The organism is Amycolatopsis sp. lyj-23, from assembly GCF_046549135.1.
Taxonomy (GTDB): Bacteria; Actinomycetota; Actinomycetes; order Mycobacteriales; family Pseudonocardiaceae; genus Amycolatopsis.
In genome coordinates this window covers 224,762-239,187 of sequence record NZ_JAJPWN010000020.1, presented here as the reverse complement: position 1 = coordinate 239,187, position 14,426 = coordinate 224,762, and the positions used below count along the sequence as shown (strand labels likewise).

The following is a 14,426-nucleotide window of genomic DNA, read 5'->3' as shown; positions in this document are numbered from 1 at the left end:
TTATTGACCAGCGATAGCAGCCCGGAGCTACGCGATCACAGGGACCGGCCTCCAGAGCCGAAGGCGGCTAGTCCAAGCTGAGACCATGGCAGTGACGCCAACACTTCGGGAGCCTCCATGCCGCACAGCAACGACATCACCCTCCGCACGTTGGACGGCTTGCAGCTGGCCGGGACGCTGGTGACGCCGGACAGTCCAGCTCACCGGGCGGTGGCGCTGGTGCACGGCGGCGGCGTGACGCGGGATGAGGGCGGCTTCTTCACGCGGTTGGCCGCCGGCCTGGCCGAGGCGGGGATAGCTTCACTGCGGTACGACCAACGCGGTCACGGTACGAGCGACGGGACTCAAGAGACCCGGACGTTGGCGGAGCACCTTAACGATATTGAAATGGCGCTCGGGGCTGTCCGGTCAAGCACGGGCGCACTTGAGGTGAGCTTGCTGGGCACCAGCTTCGGCGGCGGGCTCGCGGCCTACTACGCAGCCAAGCGCCCGCACGGCCTGCACCGGCTGGTGCTGCTCAACCCGCAGCTGAGCTACATGAACCGCTACATCGAGCAGAAGCCGCACTGGCAGGGTGGCGTGCTCGACGACGAGGCGGCGGCCACGCTGGCGCGGCAGGGCTACTTGGACCACTCCGACACGGTCAAGCACAGCCGGGCGTTCCTCAACGAAGTGTTTTGGCTGCGGCCCGACGAGGTGATCGGCGAGATCACGCCGCCGACGCTGCTGGTGCACGGCACGGAGGACACCTTCGTCCCGGTGGAGACGTCGCGCCGCGCGGCGGACGAGCTGCAATGCGAACACGCTCTGGTGGAGATTGAAGGCGCGCAGCACGGCTTCGCGGTCCACGACGACCCGACGTACGCCGACCCCCAAAGCCAGGAGTGGCAAGCCTTCGTGATTACGACCGTCCGGGAGTGGCTGACCGTCTAGTTCGAGGCGGCCGCTCGGACGGCTTCGCCGAGGGCGCGCGGGCCGGGGCGGCTGGCCCAAGGGGTCAAGGTGCCGAGGGCGCGTTCAAGTTCGCGGGTGGTGCGCTGGGACTGGGTGGTGGCGGCAATCGCCATGGCCTTGAGCCCTTGGGTAGCGGCGTCGTCGGGTTCTCCGGCCAGGGCCAGCGCCACGGTGTGGCGCGCGAGAAAATAGCCCTGGTCCCGGTGGGACAGGGCAGGCGTGCGGATGGCCTGCTCGTAGAGGTCGGCCGCCTGGCGCGGTTTGCCCGCCTCGATGTAGCAGCTGGCGGTTTGCAGTGTCAGGCTGGTGGCGGAGTAGTGGCTGCTGAGCGAACCGCTGTCGGAGGCGTCCGTGGCACGGCCGAGCCAGCGGTGCGCCTGGTCGAGGTGGCGTTCGACGGCGGCCAGAGGTTCGCCGAGCATGGCCAGGCCGCGGGCGACTTGCTGCGTGACTTCGGCTTGGACCTTGGCCGGAAGTTGCCAGGGGCCGGTGTGGGCAGCGGTGGCCAGCGCGTGGAGCCGGACGGCGTCGCGCTGGTCGTAGGCCATCTGGGACTTCTTGAGCAGGAGGTAGCCCTGCAACGGCAGGTCAGCGGCTTCTTGCGCCCACTCGGTGGCTTGGGAGTACCAGCGAACCGCGCCGGGCATATCGCGGGAGTCGCGGTGCAGCCACCCGGCGAACTCGGCGCCCCGCGCGCCGAGCGACAGGAGCGGACGGCGCACGGAGGGCGGGGCGTCGCGGGCCAGGGCAGCGACGACCTCAAGCACCGCTGTCACGGTTGGCAGAGTGCGGGCTGGGCCGAGCAGACCGTCATCGTGCATGGACTGCTCAAGCTGGCGACCAAGTAGGGCAACGACCTGCTCGTCGCCGTAGCGGCGCGGGTCGCTGAGCGTCACAGTGAGCCGGGCGTGGTCGTCGGCGGACAAGGCGGTGAAGCGACCGACGGCACTCGGCGCGGGATCAGGTGAACTGTTCGACGCGGGTGCAGCCGGCGGGGGCCCGGGCGCGGGACTGGGCGTAGCAGACGTGACGTCTTGACCTTCGCGGAGGAGCACTTCGAGCTGTTCCCGGCTGACCCCCAGCAGCTTGGCTAGCTTCGGCCGCTTGTACGGCAACGGCTCAGACCGGCCGCGCTCCCAGTCGCCAACGGTCCCGGGGTTGAGGTTGAGCTCGTAGGCCAAGGACTCCTGGGTGTAGTAGGCCGCTTTACGCGCCCGGATGAGCCCATGTCTGCGGCCACCCATGATCCACTCCATTCGGTCACGCCCTGGGTTCGACACATTACCGCAGGTCAGACCGGTCTACCCGGGATCGGGCCGAGATTCGCCCCGGTTTGGCCCCCTGGTGGCCCAGGGGGCGGCCCGGAAAAGTCGGTTCCGGTATCCCGGCGGCCGGTTGACCACCTCCCAATCGCCTCCGAGGTCACGGGCGAACTCCCGCACGCATCACCCGTTCCCCGCGAAGTCCTGGCCGCTGGGATGCCGTCCACTTGTCCCTTCGACACATCATGAGGCGGTAGTCCCCATGGTCCAGTCTGGCTCTCCCGGGTCGGTGACAACGGCGCCCGCGGTGCCGGCCTCGCTCGAACCGCTCCAGCTGTATGCCCTGCTCCACGTGTACCTCGTGGTGCACCGACCGTCCCAGCTCCATCCGGGACGGTGCGCGATGTGTCGCGTGGCCTGGCCGTGTGCCAAGGTGCGCCACGCCGCCCGACTGCGGGACGGGTTCTAATGACCTCGGTGCTCCTGCAGCTGCCCGAGACGGCGGAGCCGGCCCCGGCGGCGCAGCTGGCCTACGGCTACATGCGCGTGCCCACCCATGTCCCGGACCACAAGGTGCGGCACCTCGAGCAGACGGTCATCCGGTTCGCGCACGGCCACGGACTGACCTTCGCCGGGTTCTTCTTCGAGTTCCACTGTGGTTCGCGCGAGGCGTTTGACGAGCTGACCGCCGAACTGGTGCGGACGGGCGCGCGGCACGTCGTGGTGCCGAGCCTTAGGCACCTGGCCCTCCACGCGCAGCTGCAAGTGGCGATGTGCGCGTACCTCGACGAGGCGGCAAGCGCGGAGGTGCTGGCGTTGCGCCACCCCGGAGCGCGGCGGACGGAGCAGCGTCGTTTGCTGGCTGAAGCGGGAGTACCGGCATGAGCCCGGCCTACGCCGCCACCCATGACACGGTGCTGCCGGACCCCTTGCGGGTGCATCTGCTGTGCCTGTTGCGAGAAGCGCAATGGTGTCGGTTCAGCTTCTTGTGTCAGGCCACAGGGGTCAGTCAGGATCGGCTCAAGCGTCAGTTCTTCGCCTTGCGGGCAGCTGGGTACACCGATACCCGACGCGGTGTCGGGCAAGAAGGTTGGGCGCGGCTGACGGAGCACGGTACCCGCCAGCGTGATGCCTACCTGGCCCGGCTCGCCGGTCTGGCCGGACAGGCGGCGGACCAGCTCGTTCAAGGCCAGCACGAACAGCCCGACTGGTTCGCGCCGGTGAGCCCGTCATGACCCCCGAAACGGCGGAACTCCTGACCAGCCTTGGCAGCGTGCACCAGGCTGTCCCCGCAGTCATCCGGGAACTCGCCACGGGGACCATGCCGCCGGAGCGGCAACGCCAGTTCGCCGGGCTGCTGGCCGAGCTGGCCGACGTGGTGGCGGCTCACGCCGGAGAGCCGGACGCGAGCGAGGCACCCACGGCCTTGGCGGAGCGGTTGGCGCTCTCGGGGCGGCAGCTGCTGGCGGTGAGTGCCCGGCTGCGAGCGGGCACCATGTCGCGAGACCGGCTTCAGGAGGTCAGCGGATGGCTGACTGCTCTCGGCGACGTCGTCGGCCTCTACGCCGAGAAGCTCCCGGCCGCACCCGTCCTACCCGAGCCACCACCGGACGCGCTGCCCGAGGGGTGAACGGCCAGGAGCTGGTGATACTCGCGACGATGGCTGCGCCAGTGCTCCTGATCTTCGCCCTGATCGCTCGCAACGGTTGGCGCCACCGGCAGGAGCGGCGAGGGCGGAGGCGACCGGCCCGCCCCGGCCGGCATCGCCTGGCAGCCGGGCGCACTGAGGCGACCTCGGGCAGGCGGCCTCCCGCAGCCCCGGCCGCCGCGGAGCCGGCCCCGGCCGACGAGCCGACCGAACCGCTCCCGCTACCGCAGCGGGTGCGGCCGTACGTCGACTACCCGCCGCCGGTTCGGCGGTCACCAATCGCGCAACCACCCCCGACCGACCTGATGGCCCGCGTTCTGGCGGGACTGCGAAACCGGCCGGACGAGTCCGAGGAGTGACAACACCACTCTCACCAGCCAAGATGGGCACAGGGGGCGATCATGGCGGGAGTGGAGGAGCTGGCAGCCGCTGTGCGCACGGCGCTCAGCAAGCTGTCGACTGCCAGCCTGACGCAAGCCGCCAACCTGCTGGAAGAAGCCGCCCAAGCGCTCGGCCAGACCAGATCACAGCAGCCCGAGATGACGCAAGCCGCCGGAGGCTTGAGCACCGCCGTACAGGGCACCGGCGAGATAGCCGGTCTGGTCAACCGGGCCAGTGGGATACTCGCGGGCTACCTCGAACGCATCGGGGCGGGCACGCCGCCGGAGGAGGGCAGCGGGCCAGCTGGCACGCCGACACAGCCACCAGCTGCCCCGGCGCCGGCCTCGGCGGTGCCGGACGGCCAACGGCTCACCCGTGAGCAAGCCGAAGCCCTGCAAGCCGAGCTGCCACCGCCGGTTGTCGCCAACACGGGCGTCAGGACCCACGGGCGATGGGTGGACGAGCACGGCCAAGCGCACCCGATTGCCAGCGGGCGGGACGAGGACTCCGCGCGGGCCTGGGCCATCTTGCAAGAGCGCGGCATCCCCGTACCAGCCGAGACGACGCGGGTATCGGACGTCGAGCAGAAGTTGGCCGCCCGCATGGTGCACGAAGGCCGTAGGCACCTGGACGTGGCACTCAATAACCGGCCCTGTAAGGGTCCGTACGGGTGCGACACGTTGGTGCCGGTTATCCTGCCGGAGGGTTATTCCATGACGGTACACGCACCGCGGTACCGCAAGACGTTTACCGGAGGAGCAAAGCCGTGGTGACGCTGGAAGTTTGGTACAACCAGGAGCCAGACAACGACTACACCGAAGGTGACCCGCCCATTCTGGTGAGCACGGCCGCCGAACTCGATGCCTTGATTGCCCAAGTGCAGGCGGACACGAAAGGCCTGCCCGTTCCCTCGATGATTGAGTGCTCAGTTCAGGGTGACCCCCGACGCGGCGTGTTTGACATGGGCATCGGGCAGGAAACCGGCTTCGTCATGTTTACGACGCCCCGAGCGGCGCACACGGTGGGCGATCCCAGCCTGACGGGCAATGTCGTCTATGACTACATGGGTAACGTGAGCGAGATTCCCGCAAGCTACGAGGTGCCCCTAGCTGAGGCGCGGCGGGTGGCGGTAGCGTTTCTGGAGCGGGAGAAGCTGCCGTAATTAGCCTTAACCGAAAGGGGCCAAATTGCGTTGAGGAGTTAGTGCTGATGCGTCGAGTGCTATAAAGGCTCTGATCGTTGCCAAATTGAGTTGTCAGGGTGATTGCTGCAGCTGCTGAACACGAAAGTAGTCGAAGTCACAAGACGCAGTTCCAGAGAAGTTCCCCGCAGTTTTCGGATTGACCGCTGGGCCCATGCGAGTAGTACCAAACACGGAGCCTTTACTAGACAACACCAGGCGGTCGTCTACAAACACATCCATACTCTCGCGATGAAACAACACACCTAACTTTATCTGCGAGTCATCGGAGCCGGGCAGCGACCATCTCAATACAAAAGGGAGGGATGTAGCAGTGACAGCCATGGTGTACTCTTTCATCTCAAATCCTGCGCTTCCGTCTTTCGGATGCAATCCGGGCATTATGCTAAGTATTTCGGCGATGTAACCGCTCTTCCCGCTCGTTAGCCGAACTGCCCGAAGGCGAAAAAAGTAGTAGTAATACGAAGCGATGCCTGCGGCAGCAATACCGCAGGCGGCATACGGCGTGGCAACACCCGGACGAAAGCGCGTTTCCATGTAGTGTTCACCAGAGGGGTTAAGCGCGAGATCGTCAGGCGCGTAAATTCCAATATTCGTATTATATGGCTCATTCTGCAGTAAGTGCAGAGCACCATTGTCGAACGTGCAAGAAGTTAGACTTGGAGGTGGAAGACTGCTGAGCAGGATAGCCGCCGAGCACTGTTGTTTACCAGGGAACTCTTCGGCGAGAATAGTGGCCCCATTTGCGGCGCTGGCCGCAATCGATGCCGCCTGCCTTGTATCTGCATAGAAGACTACCCAATGTCCAATGACCTGCGTGCAAGTTGCGAGCAGAAGCACGGCGAGTACAGCTCTGAACGCCTTATACATATATGAAAGTGCAACCATGGTCGCAGTTACCGCTATTGACCAGATCAACCCAAAGATGCCCTGTAGGTCGGGCGACCAATTGTCGATAGCTAACCAAGGCTGGCTGATGGTTAGAGGGCGGACCACAGCGAGGCCGGTGAAAAGCAGGTAAGCGCAGCTCGCAAAGGTGAGCATCCGACGTTGGCGAACATAGCCCATCGCTGACCGACTAATGCGGCTCAGCCATGAACGTTCCGTACTTGCTGCAATGCTTGGTGAGGTCTCGATCAGGTCAGGGCAGGTTGCGACCGCCAAGTGCTCGGAGTCGCGACCATCGTCCGCGCTGACATGCACAAGCTCGGAATTTCCAGCAGCCTCTCGCGCCACCTTGGCGAGCCGCTGTTTTAGTTCGAACTCCTCTACGAGAATTTCGATGAACCTGCTTCTACCTTCCTCCCACTGCGGAACATTTCTTTGATACTTTGCGGTTTGGGTCGCCAGTTCATCAATAGGCTTCCCACGACCCGGCGGCCCATACCTAATTTCCCAGTACCTGCCAAAGAGGGTGATACGATCCCCAAATCCTTTGCGCTGCCAATTGGAGGATATATCCGCGTATTTCTGCCCCAGCTCATGATATGAGCTAGGGAGCCCTAATCCTGCCTTTACTGCGAGGCGGCGCCGTTCTTCGGTATGCTTCGCTTCCCTTGAGTCGTTCTTTTTAAACCACGGCCTATCTGCCATATCGATCACAAGTGAGATGAAAGCTTTCCCGTCTCCGCTAAACCAGTCAGCTATGAGTTCTCGGAACGGCTCCTGTGTGGCCCAATCAGAGGGTAACTGCGAGAAGCCTCCGGTCCCCTCTCTGGCGATGTGATTTAGCGCGACCTCTAAGAGCTCAGCTAGCGTCGGCAACGGCTCCGCCGGCTGGGAACCCTCTCCCACGGGCAACCTCCCAGCTGAAATAGAAGACGTTAAACGCGCTTCGCGCCCGACTAGATCGTACTCCGTAGAGTCGGGTCCGGTCGGGCGCGTGATGAGGCGTGAACTGGGCTGACCACGAATGGCCTAGCCCTTCCTGGTGTACTCCCGCACCGTGAAGTCGAACGTCTCGCGGGACAGGCACGACCAGTCGTCGGAGATGGTCATGTCGTGAGGTGTCCTGGGGGCTTCGCTGCCGTGTCCCTCCTCCCAGTCGCAGGCGATGACGTGCAGCCAGTCGGGGTCGCGCTGAGCGTCAGCGACGATCAGGGTGACGGCGCGCAGCCACATCTCGTAGGAGTAGGGGAAGGCGTTGTGTGCCAACTCGTTGATCAGGAAGGCCATCAGGGCTTCTTGCACGGTCGGGTACGTCCATGGCGCGCCGGAGTAGATATTGAGCATCGGCAGAACCTTCCCCTGGGAGTTCGCCAAGCACTGCCGTACGCCGGTGAGATGCTCCTCGCGAGCGTTGAGCGTGAGGGTGCCGTGACGTTGGTCGAGGCTCTCTTCGAGCCGGTAGTCGATGGCGCGAGCGCGCACGAAGAACCAGAACTCGTCGGCGATTTGTCGCTCGTAGTACATGGGGAACACCTCTTCCAGTCGTCGCGTGGGCCGGGATTGGCTCACGCGGAACTGGACGAGTCAGAAACATTTATACCACATATTGCATTAAAGATCAATTTTTGACAACATATGCGCAGGCCAGAGCTGGTGGAGTTGGTGTACTCCACCAGCTTTTTCGATAGCTCCACTTGTCAGCTCGGCGCGCGCCGTGCGGCTATTGGACGGCGGTTGGGGCACACCAACCGCCAGTTGAGAGGAGCACGCATGGAAGACATCGAACAGCTGTGGGCGTACGACACCGGGCAGGTGAACGGGAGCCGCGCGGTGGTGGAGCCTTGCCGCAAGCCTTCACCGTCCCCGCGGCCTCGCCGCAACATCCTGGAGCCAGTCAGCTACTCCACTGCCCTCAACGAGCATGACCGTGGGTACCGCGGGGGCATGACGATGCGGACCGGCGCTGACCTCGCCCGGATCAGAAACGAGGAACTGATGGAGATGGGCCGAGAGTTTCGCGCTGCTGAAGCCGAGGACCTTCCTCTGTTCGTCCTGGCTCAGATGGAGCAGGGCATCACGGGCTACGGCGCGTGCGGCCAGGTGCTCGTCAGGCAGTTCATGGTCGACGACATCTACGGCCGCTGGTGAGTCAGGTGCTGGTGGTCGTCGACGTCTTGACACTGGCGGCGCTCGTGGTCGTCAACATCGGGCTCTTGGGTTCTCATCGGTGGGAGGTGAACCAGCTGCGCGCACGGGTGGCCGAGCTGGAGGAGCAGATGAAGCCGGCGCCGGTCCACCGGGTGGTGAGGCGGTCGGTTCCCAGTGGAGGGCCAACTATCGACGACGAGATCGTCAAAGCCCGTCTGCGGTACCGCAGTTAGGAGGTGGAGGTGAGTAAGAACAAATCGCCCATCGGGCTGGTGGTGGCCAAGTTCAAGGCGGTCGTGATCGCCCTGGGCTGCCTGATGTTCGGGATGGGCTACATCGCGCAAGCACCCAAGGCCTTTTTGGCCGCTCTCGGCGTCTTATCGGCACTATTTCTGGTGAAGTTGTACCAGGAGCGCAAGCGGCGCTAACACTTATCTAATCGAAATCTGTGAGTTCAAGCCGGGGCGGAGCTATGCACACTGACAGGCCCGCCCCGGCAGAGAGGAGAGCCAAAATAATGCCTCGAAAGCGCCGCAAAGAGCTTGTGGAGAGAACCGAAAATGAGGATCTGGCTTGTCGACAGCGAGAGGTGACTTACAAGATTTGGATGGTGCAGCTAGCCCGCGACTGGCAGGCTCGGCGACCGGCCGCCGAGGCCGGCCCGGACCTGGTTCTGGCCGGGTTGAGTAAGCCATAAACTCGGGTGCACGCAACAGCGAAGCGTGTACCGATAATACCGAACCGTGCAAAAGCTGTCGTCAGGCGTTTTGCTAGAACAGTGGCCTACCGTTCGGTTTTTGTTCTGGTTAATCGCCTCTAGGTTGCGTCACGAGCACTGGAGATAATTACAAAGTCTGAACGCGCCGCCGCGCGTGCCTGTAGAGAGTTCCTGCGAAGTTCTTCTCTCCAAGCGTTGCGCGGACGACGACGTTCAGGTGATTTTCACACAACAACGACCTCGATTTGAAGGGACGCTGTGTGCATTTAATTACACGCCTACTACCTGACAGTGTCAAGTGGTATTGGCAGTTTTAGACGCGCACTCTGCCCTCATTTCGAGTCCTGCCCGAAAGGAGGGTTTTATGTCTGAGTTACAGCAATCAGTAACGGTCACGGCCGAGATGCGTGTCCATCCGGCGATCCGGAAGTTGGCGCAAGCATGCATCGCGCTCGGACGGATCGCGAGCTCACCGCCGCCGGTAATCCCGCCGACAGAAGAACCGGACGGTGAGCAACCCTCCCGGCGGGAGGTGCGGCGATGATCGACCTGTGTTGGTACGAAGCGTTCCCGCCACGTGATGCGACGCTCTCGGCCGTTACGGCCATGGTGCGAGTGCTGGCGGGGCGGCCGCACTACGGTCTGCTGGGCTTACAACCAGTAGTCGTCTTTGAACTCTGGGTCCACCCGGACCGCGTGCGCTGGCTGCTCGGGATCGAGGCCAGGATTGCGCGGACGCTGCCCGGCGAACTTCGGGGCCAGCTCCCCGGCCTGGTGCTAGCGGCGACGGATAACCCGCAGCGGCCCGCCACAGTGACGGCCCGAGAGATCCGCGTGAGCAGCGTGGTGCATCCCATCCGACTGGACACCGCCCGACAGGTCACCACCGGCCTGATGCAGCTGCAAGATGCGCTGCGCGCTGGTGAAGCCGTGGCGGTGCAGTGGGTGATTGGCCCGAGTCAGACGTCGACGACTCCGCCGGACCAGCGGTCGCCGCTGGAGCTGCTCGGCTTCGGGGCGCCCCACCAGCCCGGCGGCGACGAGCAACGCGGGTGGAAGGCGCGGCTGAGTGAACCCCGGTTCGGGGTGCGCGGTCGGGTGGGCAGCGTCGCATCAACCTTGCGTCGAGCCGGTGAACTGCTGCGTCCGGCGGTGTCGGCGCTGGGCCTGGCTAGTGCGGCGCACGCCCGGGTGTACGGCTCGCGCCAATCGACGCGGACGGCGGAGCAGCTGGTCGCGGTGATGGGACGCGCCCGGTCGTGGTCGGGGATGTTGAACGCCAGCGAACTGGCCGTCCTGCTGGGCTGGAGCCTCGACGGGCTGGAGGTGGCGGGTGGCGCTCGTGGCTTCGCTCCGCCCCCGGCACCGTTGCTGCGCGCGGTTACAGCGGGTGCACCTGAGGCGGCGGCACGGCCCCTGGGCGTGAGCACGCATCCGGCGGCCCGGCGCGCGGCGGTGTGGTTGCCGCGATCCAGCTATGGCACGCACTGTCACCTGATATCACCCAGCGGAACCGGGAAATCGACCCTCCTGGCCAACTGGGCGACGGCTGAAGCGGCGGCCGAGGGAAGCATGATCGTCATCGAGCCCAAGGGCGACTTGGTGACAGACGTGTTGGCCCGGTTGCCGCGGAACTCGCGTCACGACGTGGTGGTGATCGACCCCGGCGTGCCCGGTCCGGTGGTTGGCTTCAACCCGTTGAGCGGCCCGCCGGCTGACGCCGAGCGACGAGCCGACACCGTGCTGGGCCTGCTTCGTGAGCTGTTCGGTTCGGCCATCGGGCCACGGAGTGCTGACGTGCTCCTGCACGGGCTGATCTTGGCCAGCCGCCTGCCTGATGGCGGTCTGACCGACATCATCCCGATCTTGACCAACCCCCGGCTGCGTCGAGCGGTGGCGGCTCGCGTCGGCGACCCGCTGACGATTGACCCGTGGCTGGCGTGGTTCGACAACCTGTCGGAGCCGGAGCGGACCCAGGTAGTGCAGCCGGTGGCCAACAAGCTGCGGCCGTGGACGGCCCGCCCGGCCGTGCGCTACCTGATCGGGCAGGCGCATCCGAAGTTCGATGTGGCGTCGGTGTTCGCCCGGCCGACGATTTTGCTGATCAACCTCAATGCCGGGGTGCTGGGCTCGGAGACGGCCCGCCTGACTGGCAGCTTGATCTTGAATCAGCTGTGGCAGGCGATCCAGCGCCAGACGGCGCGGCCCGCGCCTGAGCGGCGGCCGGTGTCGGTGTTCGTGGACGAGTGGCAGAGCTTCACGGCCGGACTCGACTTTGCCGACGTGCTCGCAAGAGCCCGAGGCGCGAACGTGTCGTTTACGGTCGCACACCAACACCTTGATCAACTCAGTGGCGAGCTGAAAGCGGCGGTGCTGGCCAACGTCGGGGCGCGCGTGGCCTTCCGTCCGGCGGAGGGCGACGGCCGAACGCTGGCGAACGTGTTCGGTGCGCCGGTGACGGCGGCGGATCTGGAGCGGCTTCCGGCGTATCACGCGGCGGCTCGGGTGTTGGTGAACGGCGCACCGAGTCAGCCGTTTGAAGTTGCCACCCCAGCGCTGTCCGATGCGCTGGTCGACCCGGTGCAGGTGCGGCAGGCCAGTACGACCCGGTACGGCATGGACCCGGCGGAAGTGGATGCGGAACTGCTCCGACGGTGGCAGGGCGGGAGCCCGCCCAGTGCACCGCTCGGTAGCCGGAGGGCACCGCGATGAGGCACCCACAAGGATCATTCACCCTTGCCGCTCGGCCTGCCGATCGCGTCGAGCTGACGACGTCCTGGCGTGCGCAAATGCGCGATAGCTACCAACGACTGTCTAGCGCTTTTCGCTGCGACTTTGGAGTTCTCCGATGACTGGCCGTGGACGAGCGCGTCTCGTCGCCGAACGGCTCAGCCCACGCGACTTGGAGATCTTGAAGTCGCTCCGCCAATTGCAGCTACTGACAGGTCATCAGCTCCAGCGCTTGCACTTCGCGGTCGGTCGGCCCGACACCCAAGCCCGAAAAACCCGAGCTGCGTTGCAACGGCTGTTCACGCTGGAGCTCGTCGTCCGACTGCGCCGCCGCATCGGTGGGCTGCGGGCGGGCAGTGCCGGGTACCTGTACGGACTATCGGGACTGGGCGCGGCGGTGCTGGACCTCGGGCAGGCCCCGCCCCAGCGGCATCGGAGGACACATGAGGCCCAACCCGCCTTCCAAGATCACACGCTGGCGGTGGCTGAAACCTACGTGCAGCTGATCGAGCGGACCCGCGCCGGCGGGGCCGAGCTGTTCGACTTCACCTTTGAGCCGCGGTGCTGGCGAAGGTACTACGGCGTCGGTGGCGCGCCGACCACCCTGAAGCCGGACGGCTACGCACGGGTCGGTATCGGCGGCTGGGAGTACAGCTCCTTCCTGGAAATCGACCTTGACTCCGAGAGTGCGCCCACCATTCGCCGGAAGCTCGAAAGCTACGTGCGCTACTGGAACAGCGGGGCTGAGCAGCGACAGTACGGCGTGTTCCCGCGGGTGTGGTGGTTCGTCCCGGATGGCGGCCGCGTAGCGGTCATCACCCGCGAGATCCACAAGCTCCCAGCGGACGCCCGCGTGCTGTTTCGCGTCGGCCTGCTGTCCGAAGCCGCCGACGTCCTGACCCAACCCATCGAAGGAGGTGCCCGATGACCGAACCCACAACCACCCTGCCCGTAAACCGTATCTTGGTCGGCGACGTCCGCGAGCGCCTCGCCGAGCTGCCCGACGCGTCGGTGGACTGCATCCTGACAAGTCCGCCGTACTGGAACATGCGCAGCTACGGCCACCAGGATCAAATCGGCGCCGAACCTGATGTTGAAGCCTGGGCCGAGGAGATCGCGGGGGTCTGCGATCAGCTGGCCCGCGTGCTGGTGCCGACCGGCTCGCTGCACCTCAATCTCGGCGACGGCTACAGCCGCGCCCCCCGAGAGGGGGCAGAGAGGAAGTCGCTTCTGCTTGGCCCCGCCAGAGTTGCACTGCGCCTCACCCGTTCCGGGTGGTTATTGCGCAACACCATCGTGTGGGCAAAGAGCAACCCGACGCCCTCAAGCGTGCGCGACCGGTTCACCAACGCCCACGAGTACGTCTACTTCTTCACCCGGCAGGTGAACTATCACTTTGACCTGGACGCCGTGCGCGAGCCCGCCAAGACCGCGGGCGCCGGCCGGACCTCGAGGCGGGCTCGGCCCTCACTGCCACGTACGGCGGTGCCGAGTCTCGGCAACGGCAGCAGTCCCCGGGTCGACCTCAACCACGGCTTGGCCCGGCTGAAGCGCGCTGGGATTGCTAGTCACCCCCTCGGCAAAAATCCGACCGACTGCTGGATAGAAGCGACGGGTAGCTACCGGGGCGCGCATTTCGCCACGTTCCCGCTGCGGCTGGTGCGCCGGGGGTTGCTCGCCACCTGCCCGGAGCGGGTGTGTACGACGTGCGCCACGCCGTGGCAGCGGGCACCGCAACGCCTGCACGGCCGGTTGTTGGCCACCGGCCCCTTGCGCCCTGCCTGTGCCTGCCAGGCCGACTGGCGGCCGGGGATCGTGCTTGACCCGTTCATGGGTTCCGGAACCACGGCGGTTGCAGCCGAGATGTACGGCCGGGCCTGGGTTGGCATCGAGTTGAACCCCGACTACGCCCGGCTGGCCGAAGAGCGCTTGGCGGCGTGGCGGACGACGCAGGTAGGGGCGGTGTCGTGAGTCACACCGACCGGGCCACCCCTCCCCGGTGGCCTGTGGCTGCTCATCCCTCGCTCGCAGTCCCTGCGGGCATGGGCGGCCACACCAACACCGAGGAGGACGACGTGTCCGAACCAAGAGCAGGCGTCAAGACGCTGGGCATCAAGGTGCCCGACGCCCTGCACGCTCAATTCACGCTGGTGGCACAGCTCGACGGCATCTCGCTCAACGATGCGGCGCTGCGGGCGGTCGAGCTGTACGTGGCCACCAAGAAGGACGAGCCGGACTTCGCCCAGCGGGCTGCGGCCGCACTGGCGGAGATTGAGAAGGAGGCTGCGGCCCGGCGAGCCTCCATCGAGGGACTGTTCGGTACCTCAGCTGAAGCAGTCGCCGACGCCGCCGGTGCGGCCAAGCCGGCCACGAGCCGGAGCCGCAAGGCCGGAACCGAAGGGTAACCCTTTCGATTCTTCCTCACGGTGACGGGTGGCGGCCTCACAGCCGCTACCCGTCACCTCGAACCTAACAATTAACCATTTGCCAAGAATA

Annotated in this window: 16 protein-coding genes; 13 read left to right on the top strand and 3 right to left on the bottom strand. The window is 65.5% G+C overall.

Going from position 1 to position 14,426, the window contains the following annotated elements; translation table 11 throughout:
• Positions 1-117 precede the first annotated feature (117 nt).
• Positions 118-933: an alpha/beta hydrolase gene (locus ACLJPY_RS40640; protein ID WP_410596276.1), complete on the top strand. Its 816-nt coding sequence runs from the start codon at positions 118-120 to the stop codon at positions 931-933.
• Here ACLJPY_RS40640 and ACLJPY_RS40635 read toward each other — a convergent pair.
• Positions 930-2,210 (bottom strand): helix-turn-helix transcriptional regulator, encoded by a 1,281-nt coding sequence (locus ACLJPY_RS40635; RefSeq protein WP_410596275.1) that lies wholly within the window; start codon positions 2,208-2,210, stop codon positions 930-932. The two genes, ACLJPY_RS40640 and ACLJPY_RS40635, sit on opposite strands and share 4 nt — an antisense overlap.
• 474 nt (positions 2,211-2,684) lie before the next feature.
• On the opposite strand from ACLJPY_RS40635, the gene ACLJPY_RS40630 reads away from it, so the two are divergent.
• The 5 genes from ACLJPY_RS40630 (at position 2,685) to ACLJPY_RS40610 (ending at position 5,407) form a co-directional block, all read left to right on the top strand.
• Positions 2,685-3,101 (top strand): hypothetical protein, encoded by a 417-nt coding sequence (locus tag ACLJPY_RS40630; protein WP_410596274.1) that lies wholly within the window; start codon positions 2,685-2,687, stop codon positions 3,099-3,101.
• Complete coding sequence (locus ACLJPY_RS40625) at positions 3,098-3,451, top strand: ArsR family transcriptional regulator (RefSeq protein WP_410596273.1); 354 nt, start codon at positions 3,098-3,100, stop codon at positions 3,449-3,451. The genes ACLJPY_RS40630 and ACLJPY_RS40625 overlap by 4 nt, the downstream gene beginning before the upstream one ends.
• Positions 3,448-3,846 (top strand): hypothetical protein, encoded by a 399-nt coding sequence (locus ACLJPY_RS40620; protein WP_410596272.1) that lies wholly within the window; start codon positions 3,448-3,450, stop codon positions 3,844-3,846. Before ACLJPY_RS40625 ends, ACLJPY_RS40620 begins: the two co-directional genes overlap by 4 nt.
• 419 nt (positions 3,847-4,265) lie before the next feature.
• Positions 4,266-5,018, top strand: a complete 753-nt coding sequence (locus ACLJPY_RS40615; protein ID WP_410596271.1) for a DddA-like double-stranded DNA deaminase toxin — start codon at positions 4,266-4,268, stop codon at positions 5,016-5,018.
• Positions 5,012-5,407, top strand: a complete 396-nt coding sequence (locus ACLJPY_RS40610; protein ID WP_410596270.1) for an Imm1 family immunity protein — start codon at positions 5,012-5,014, stop codon at positions 5,405-5,407. Before ACLJPY_RS40615 ends, ACLJPY_RS40610 begins: the two co-directional genes overlap by 7 nt.
• A 93-nt stretch (positions 5,408-5,500) precedes the next feature.
• Here ACLJPY_RS40610 and ACLJPY_RS40605 read toward each other — a convergent pair whose 3' ends face one another.
• Together ACLJPY_RS40605 and ACLJPY_RS40600 are read right to left on the bottom strand one after the other, a co-directional pair.
• The gene (locus ACLJPY_RS40605) at positions 5,501-7,048 is read right to left on the bottom strand and encodes a hypothetical protein (RefSeq protein WP_410596269.1); all 1,548 of its coding nucleotides are present in this window, start codon (positions 7,046-7,048) and stop codon (positions 5,501-5,503) included.
• A gap of 315 nt (positions 7,049-7,363) precedes the next feature.
• Positions 7,364-7,858 (bottom strand): hypothetical protein, encoded by a 495-nt coding sequence (locus ACLJPY_RS40600; RefSeq protein WP_410596268.1) that lies wholly within the window; start codon positions 7,856-7,858, stop codon positions 7,364-7,366.
• A 246-nt stretch (positions 7,859-8,104) separates the two neighbouring features.
• Between ACLJPY_RS40600 and ACLJPY_RS40595 the strand changes: the two genes are divergently transcribed.
• From ACLJPY_RS40595 to ACLJPY_RS40565, 7 genes are all read left to right on the top strand, one after another.
• Entirely contained in the window at positions 8,105-8,482 is a 378-nt protein-coding gene (locus ACLJPY_RS40595; protein ID WP_410596267.1) for a hypothetical protein, read from the top strand.
• Positions 8,483-8,487: 5 nt separating this feature from the next.
• Positions 8,488-8,715 carry a hypothetical protein gene (locus ACLJPY_RS40590; protein WP_410596266.1) on the top strand — a complete coding sequence of 76 codons (228 nt, stop codon included), beginning with the start codon at positions 8,488-8,490 and terminating at the stop codon, positions 8,713-8,715.
• Positions 8,716-8,724: 9 nt separating this feature from the next.
• Positions 8,725-8,910 (top strand): hypothetical protein, encoded by a 186-nt coding sequence (locus ACLJPY_RS40585; protein ID WP_410596265.1) that lies wholly within the window; start codon positions 8,725-8,727, stop codon positions 8,908-8,910.
• A gap of 830 nt (positions 8,911-9,740) precedes the next feature.
• Positions 9,741-11,912, top strand: a complete 2,172-nt coding sequence (locus tag ACLJPY_RS40580) for a type IV secretory system conjugative DNA transfer family protein (RefSeq protein ID WP_410596264.1) — start codon at positions 9,741-9,743, stop codon at positions 11,910-11,912.
• Between the two features lie 190 nt (positions 11,913-12,102).
• Positions 12,103-12,858: a replication-relaxation family protein gene (locus ACLJPY_RS40575; RefSeq protein ID WP_410596263.1), complete on the top strand. Its 756-nt coding sequence runs from the start codon at positions 12,103-12,105 to the stop codon at positions 12,856-12,858.
• Positions 12,855-13,901 carry a DNA-methyltransferase gene (locus ACLJPY_RS40570; RefSeq protein ID WP_410596262.1) on the top strand — a complete coding sequence of 349 codons (1,047 nt, stop codon included), beginning with the start codon at positions 12,855-12,857 and terminating at the stop codon, positions 13,899-13,901. The genes ACLJPY_RS40575 and ACLJPY_RS40570 overlap by 4 nt, the downstream gene beginning before the upstream one ends.
• 71 nt (positions 13,902-13,972) lie before the next feature.
• Complete coding sequence (locus ACLJPY_RS40565) at positions 13,973-14,335, top strand: hypothetical protein (RefSeq protein ID WP_410596261.1); 363 nt, start codon at positions 13,973-13,975, stop codon at positions 14,333-14,335.
• The last annotated feature ends 91 nt before the right edge of the window (positions 14,336-14,426 follow it).

What these genes read in the sequence shown, in the direction of transcription:
- ACLJPY_RS40640 (WP_410596276.1), top strand. Translation starts at nt 118, where the DNA reads ATGCCGCACAGCAACGACATCACCCTCCGCACGTTGGACGGCTTGCAG.
- ACLJPY_RS40635 (WP_410596275.1), bottom strand. Translation starts at nt 2,210, where the DNA reads ATGGAGTGGATCATGGGTGGCCGCAGACATGGGCTCATCCGGGCGCGT.
- ACLJPY_RS40630 (WP_410596274.1), top strand. Translation starts at nt 2,685, where the DNA reads ATGACCTCGGTGCTCCTGCAGCTGCCCGAGACGGCGGAGCCGGCCCCG.
- ACLJPY_RS40625 (WP_410596273.1), top strand. Translation starts at nt 3,098, where the DNA reads ATGAGCCCGGCCTACGCCGCCACCCATGACACGGTGCTGCCGGACCCC.
- ACLJPY_RS40620 (WP_410596272.1), top strand. Translation starts at nt 3,448, where the DNA reads ATGACCCCCGAAACGGCGGAACTCCTGACCAGCCTTGGCAGCGTGCAC.
- ACLJPY_RS40615 (WP_410596271.1), top strand. Translation starts at nt 4,266, where the DNA reads ATGGCGGGAGTGGAGGAGCTGGCAGCCGCTGTGCGCACGGCGCTCAGC.
- ACLJPY_RS40600 (WP_410596268.1), bottom strand. Translation starts at nt 7,858, where the DNA reads ATGTACTACGAGCGACAAATCGCCGACGAGTTCTGGTTCTTCGTGCGC.
- ACLJPY_RS40595 (WP_410596267.1), top strand. Translation starts at nt 8,105, where the DNA reads ATGGAAGACATCGAACAGCTGTGGGCGTACGACACCGGGCAGGTGAAC.
- ACLJPY_RS40580 (WP_410596264.1), top strand. Translation starts at nt 9,741, where the DNA reads ATGATCGACCTGTGTTGGTACGAAGCGTTCCCGCCACGTGATGCGACG.
- ACLJPY_RS40570 (WP_410596262.1), top strand. Translation starts at nt 12,855, where the DNA reads ATGACCGAACCCACAACCACCCTGCCCGTAAACCGTATCTTGGTCGGC.
- ACLJPY_RS40565 (WP_410596261.1), top strand. Translation starts at nt 13,973, where the DNA reads ATGGGCGGCCACACCAACACCGAGGAGGACGACGTGTCCGAACCAAGA.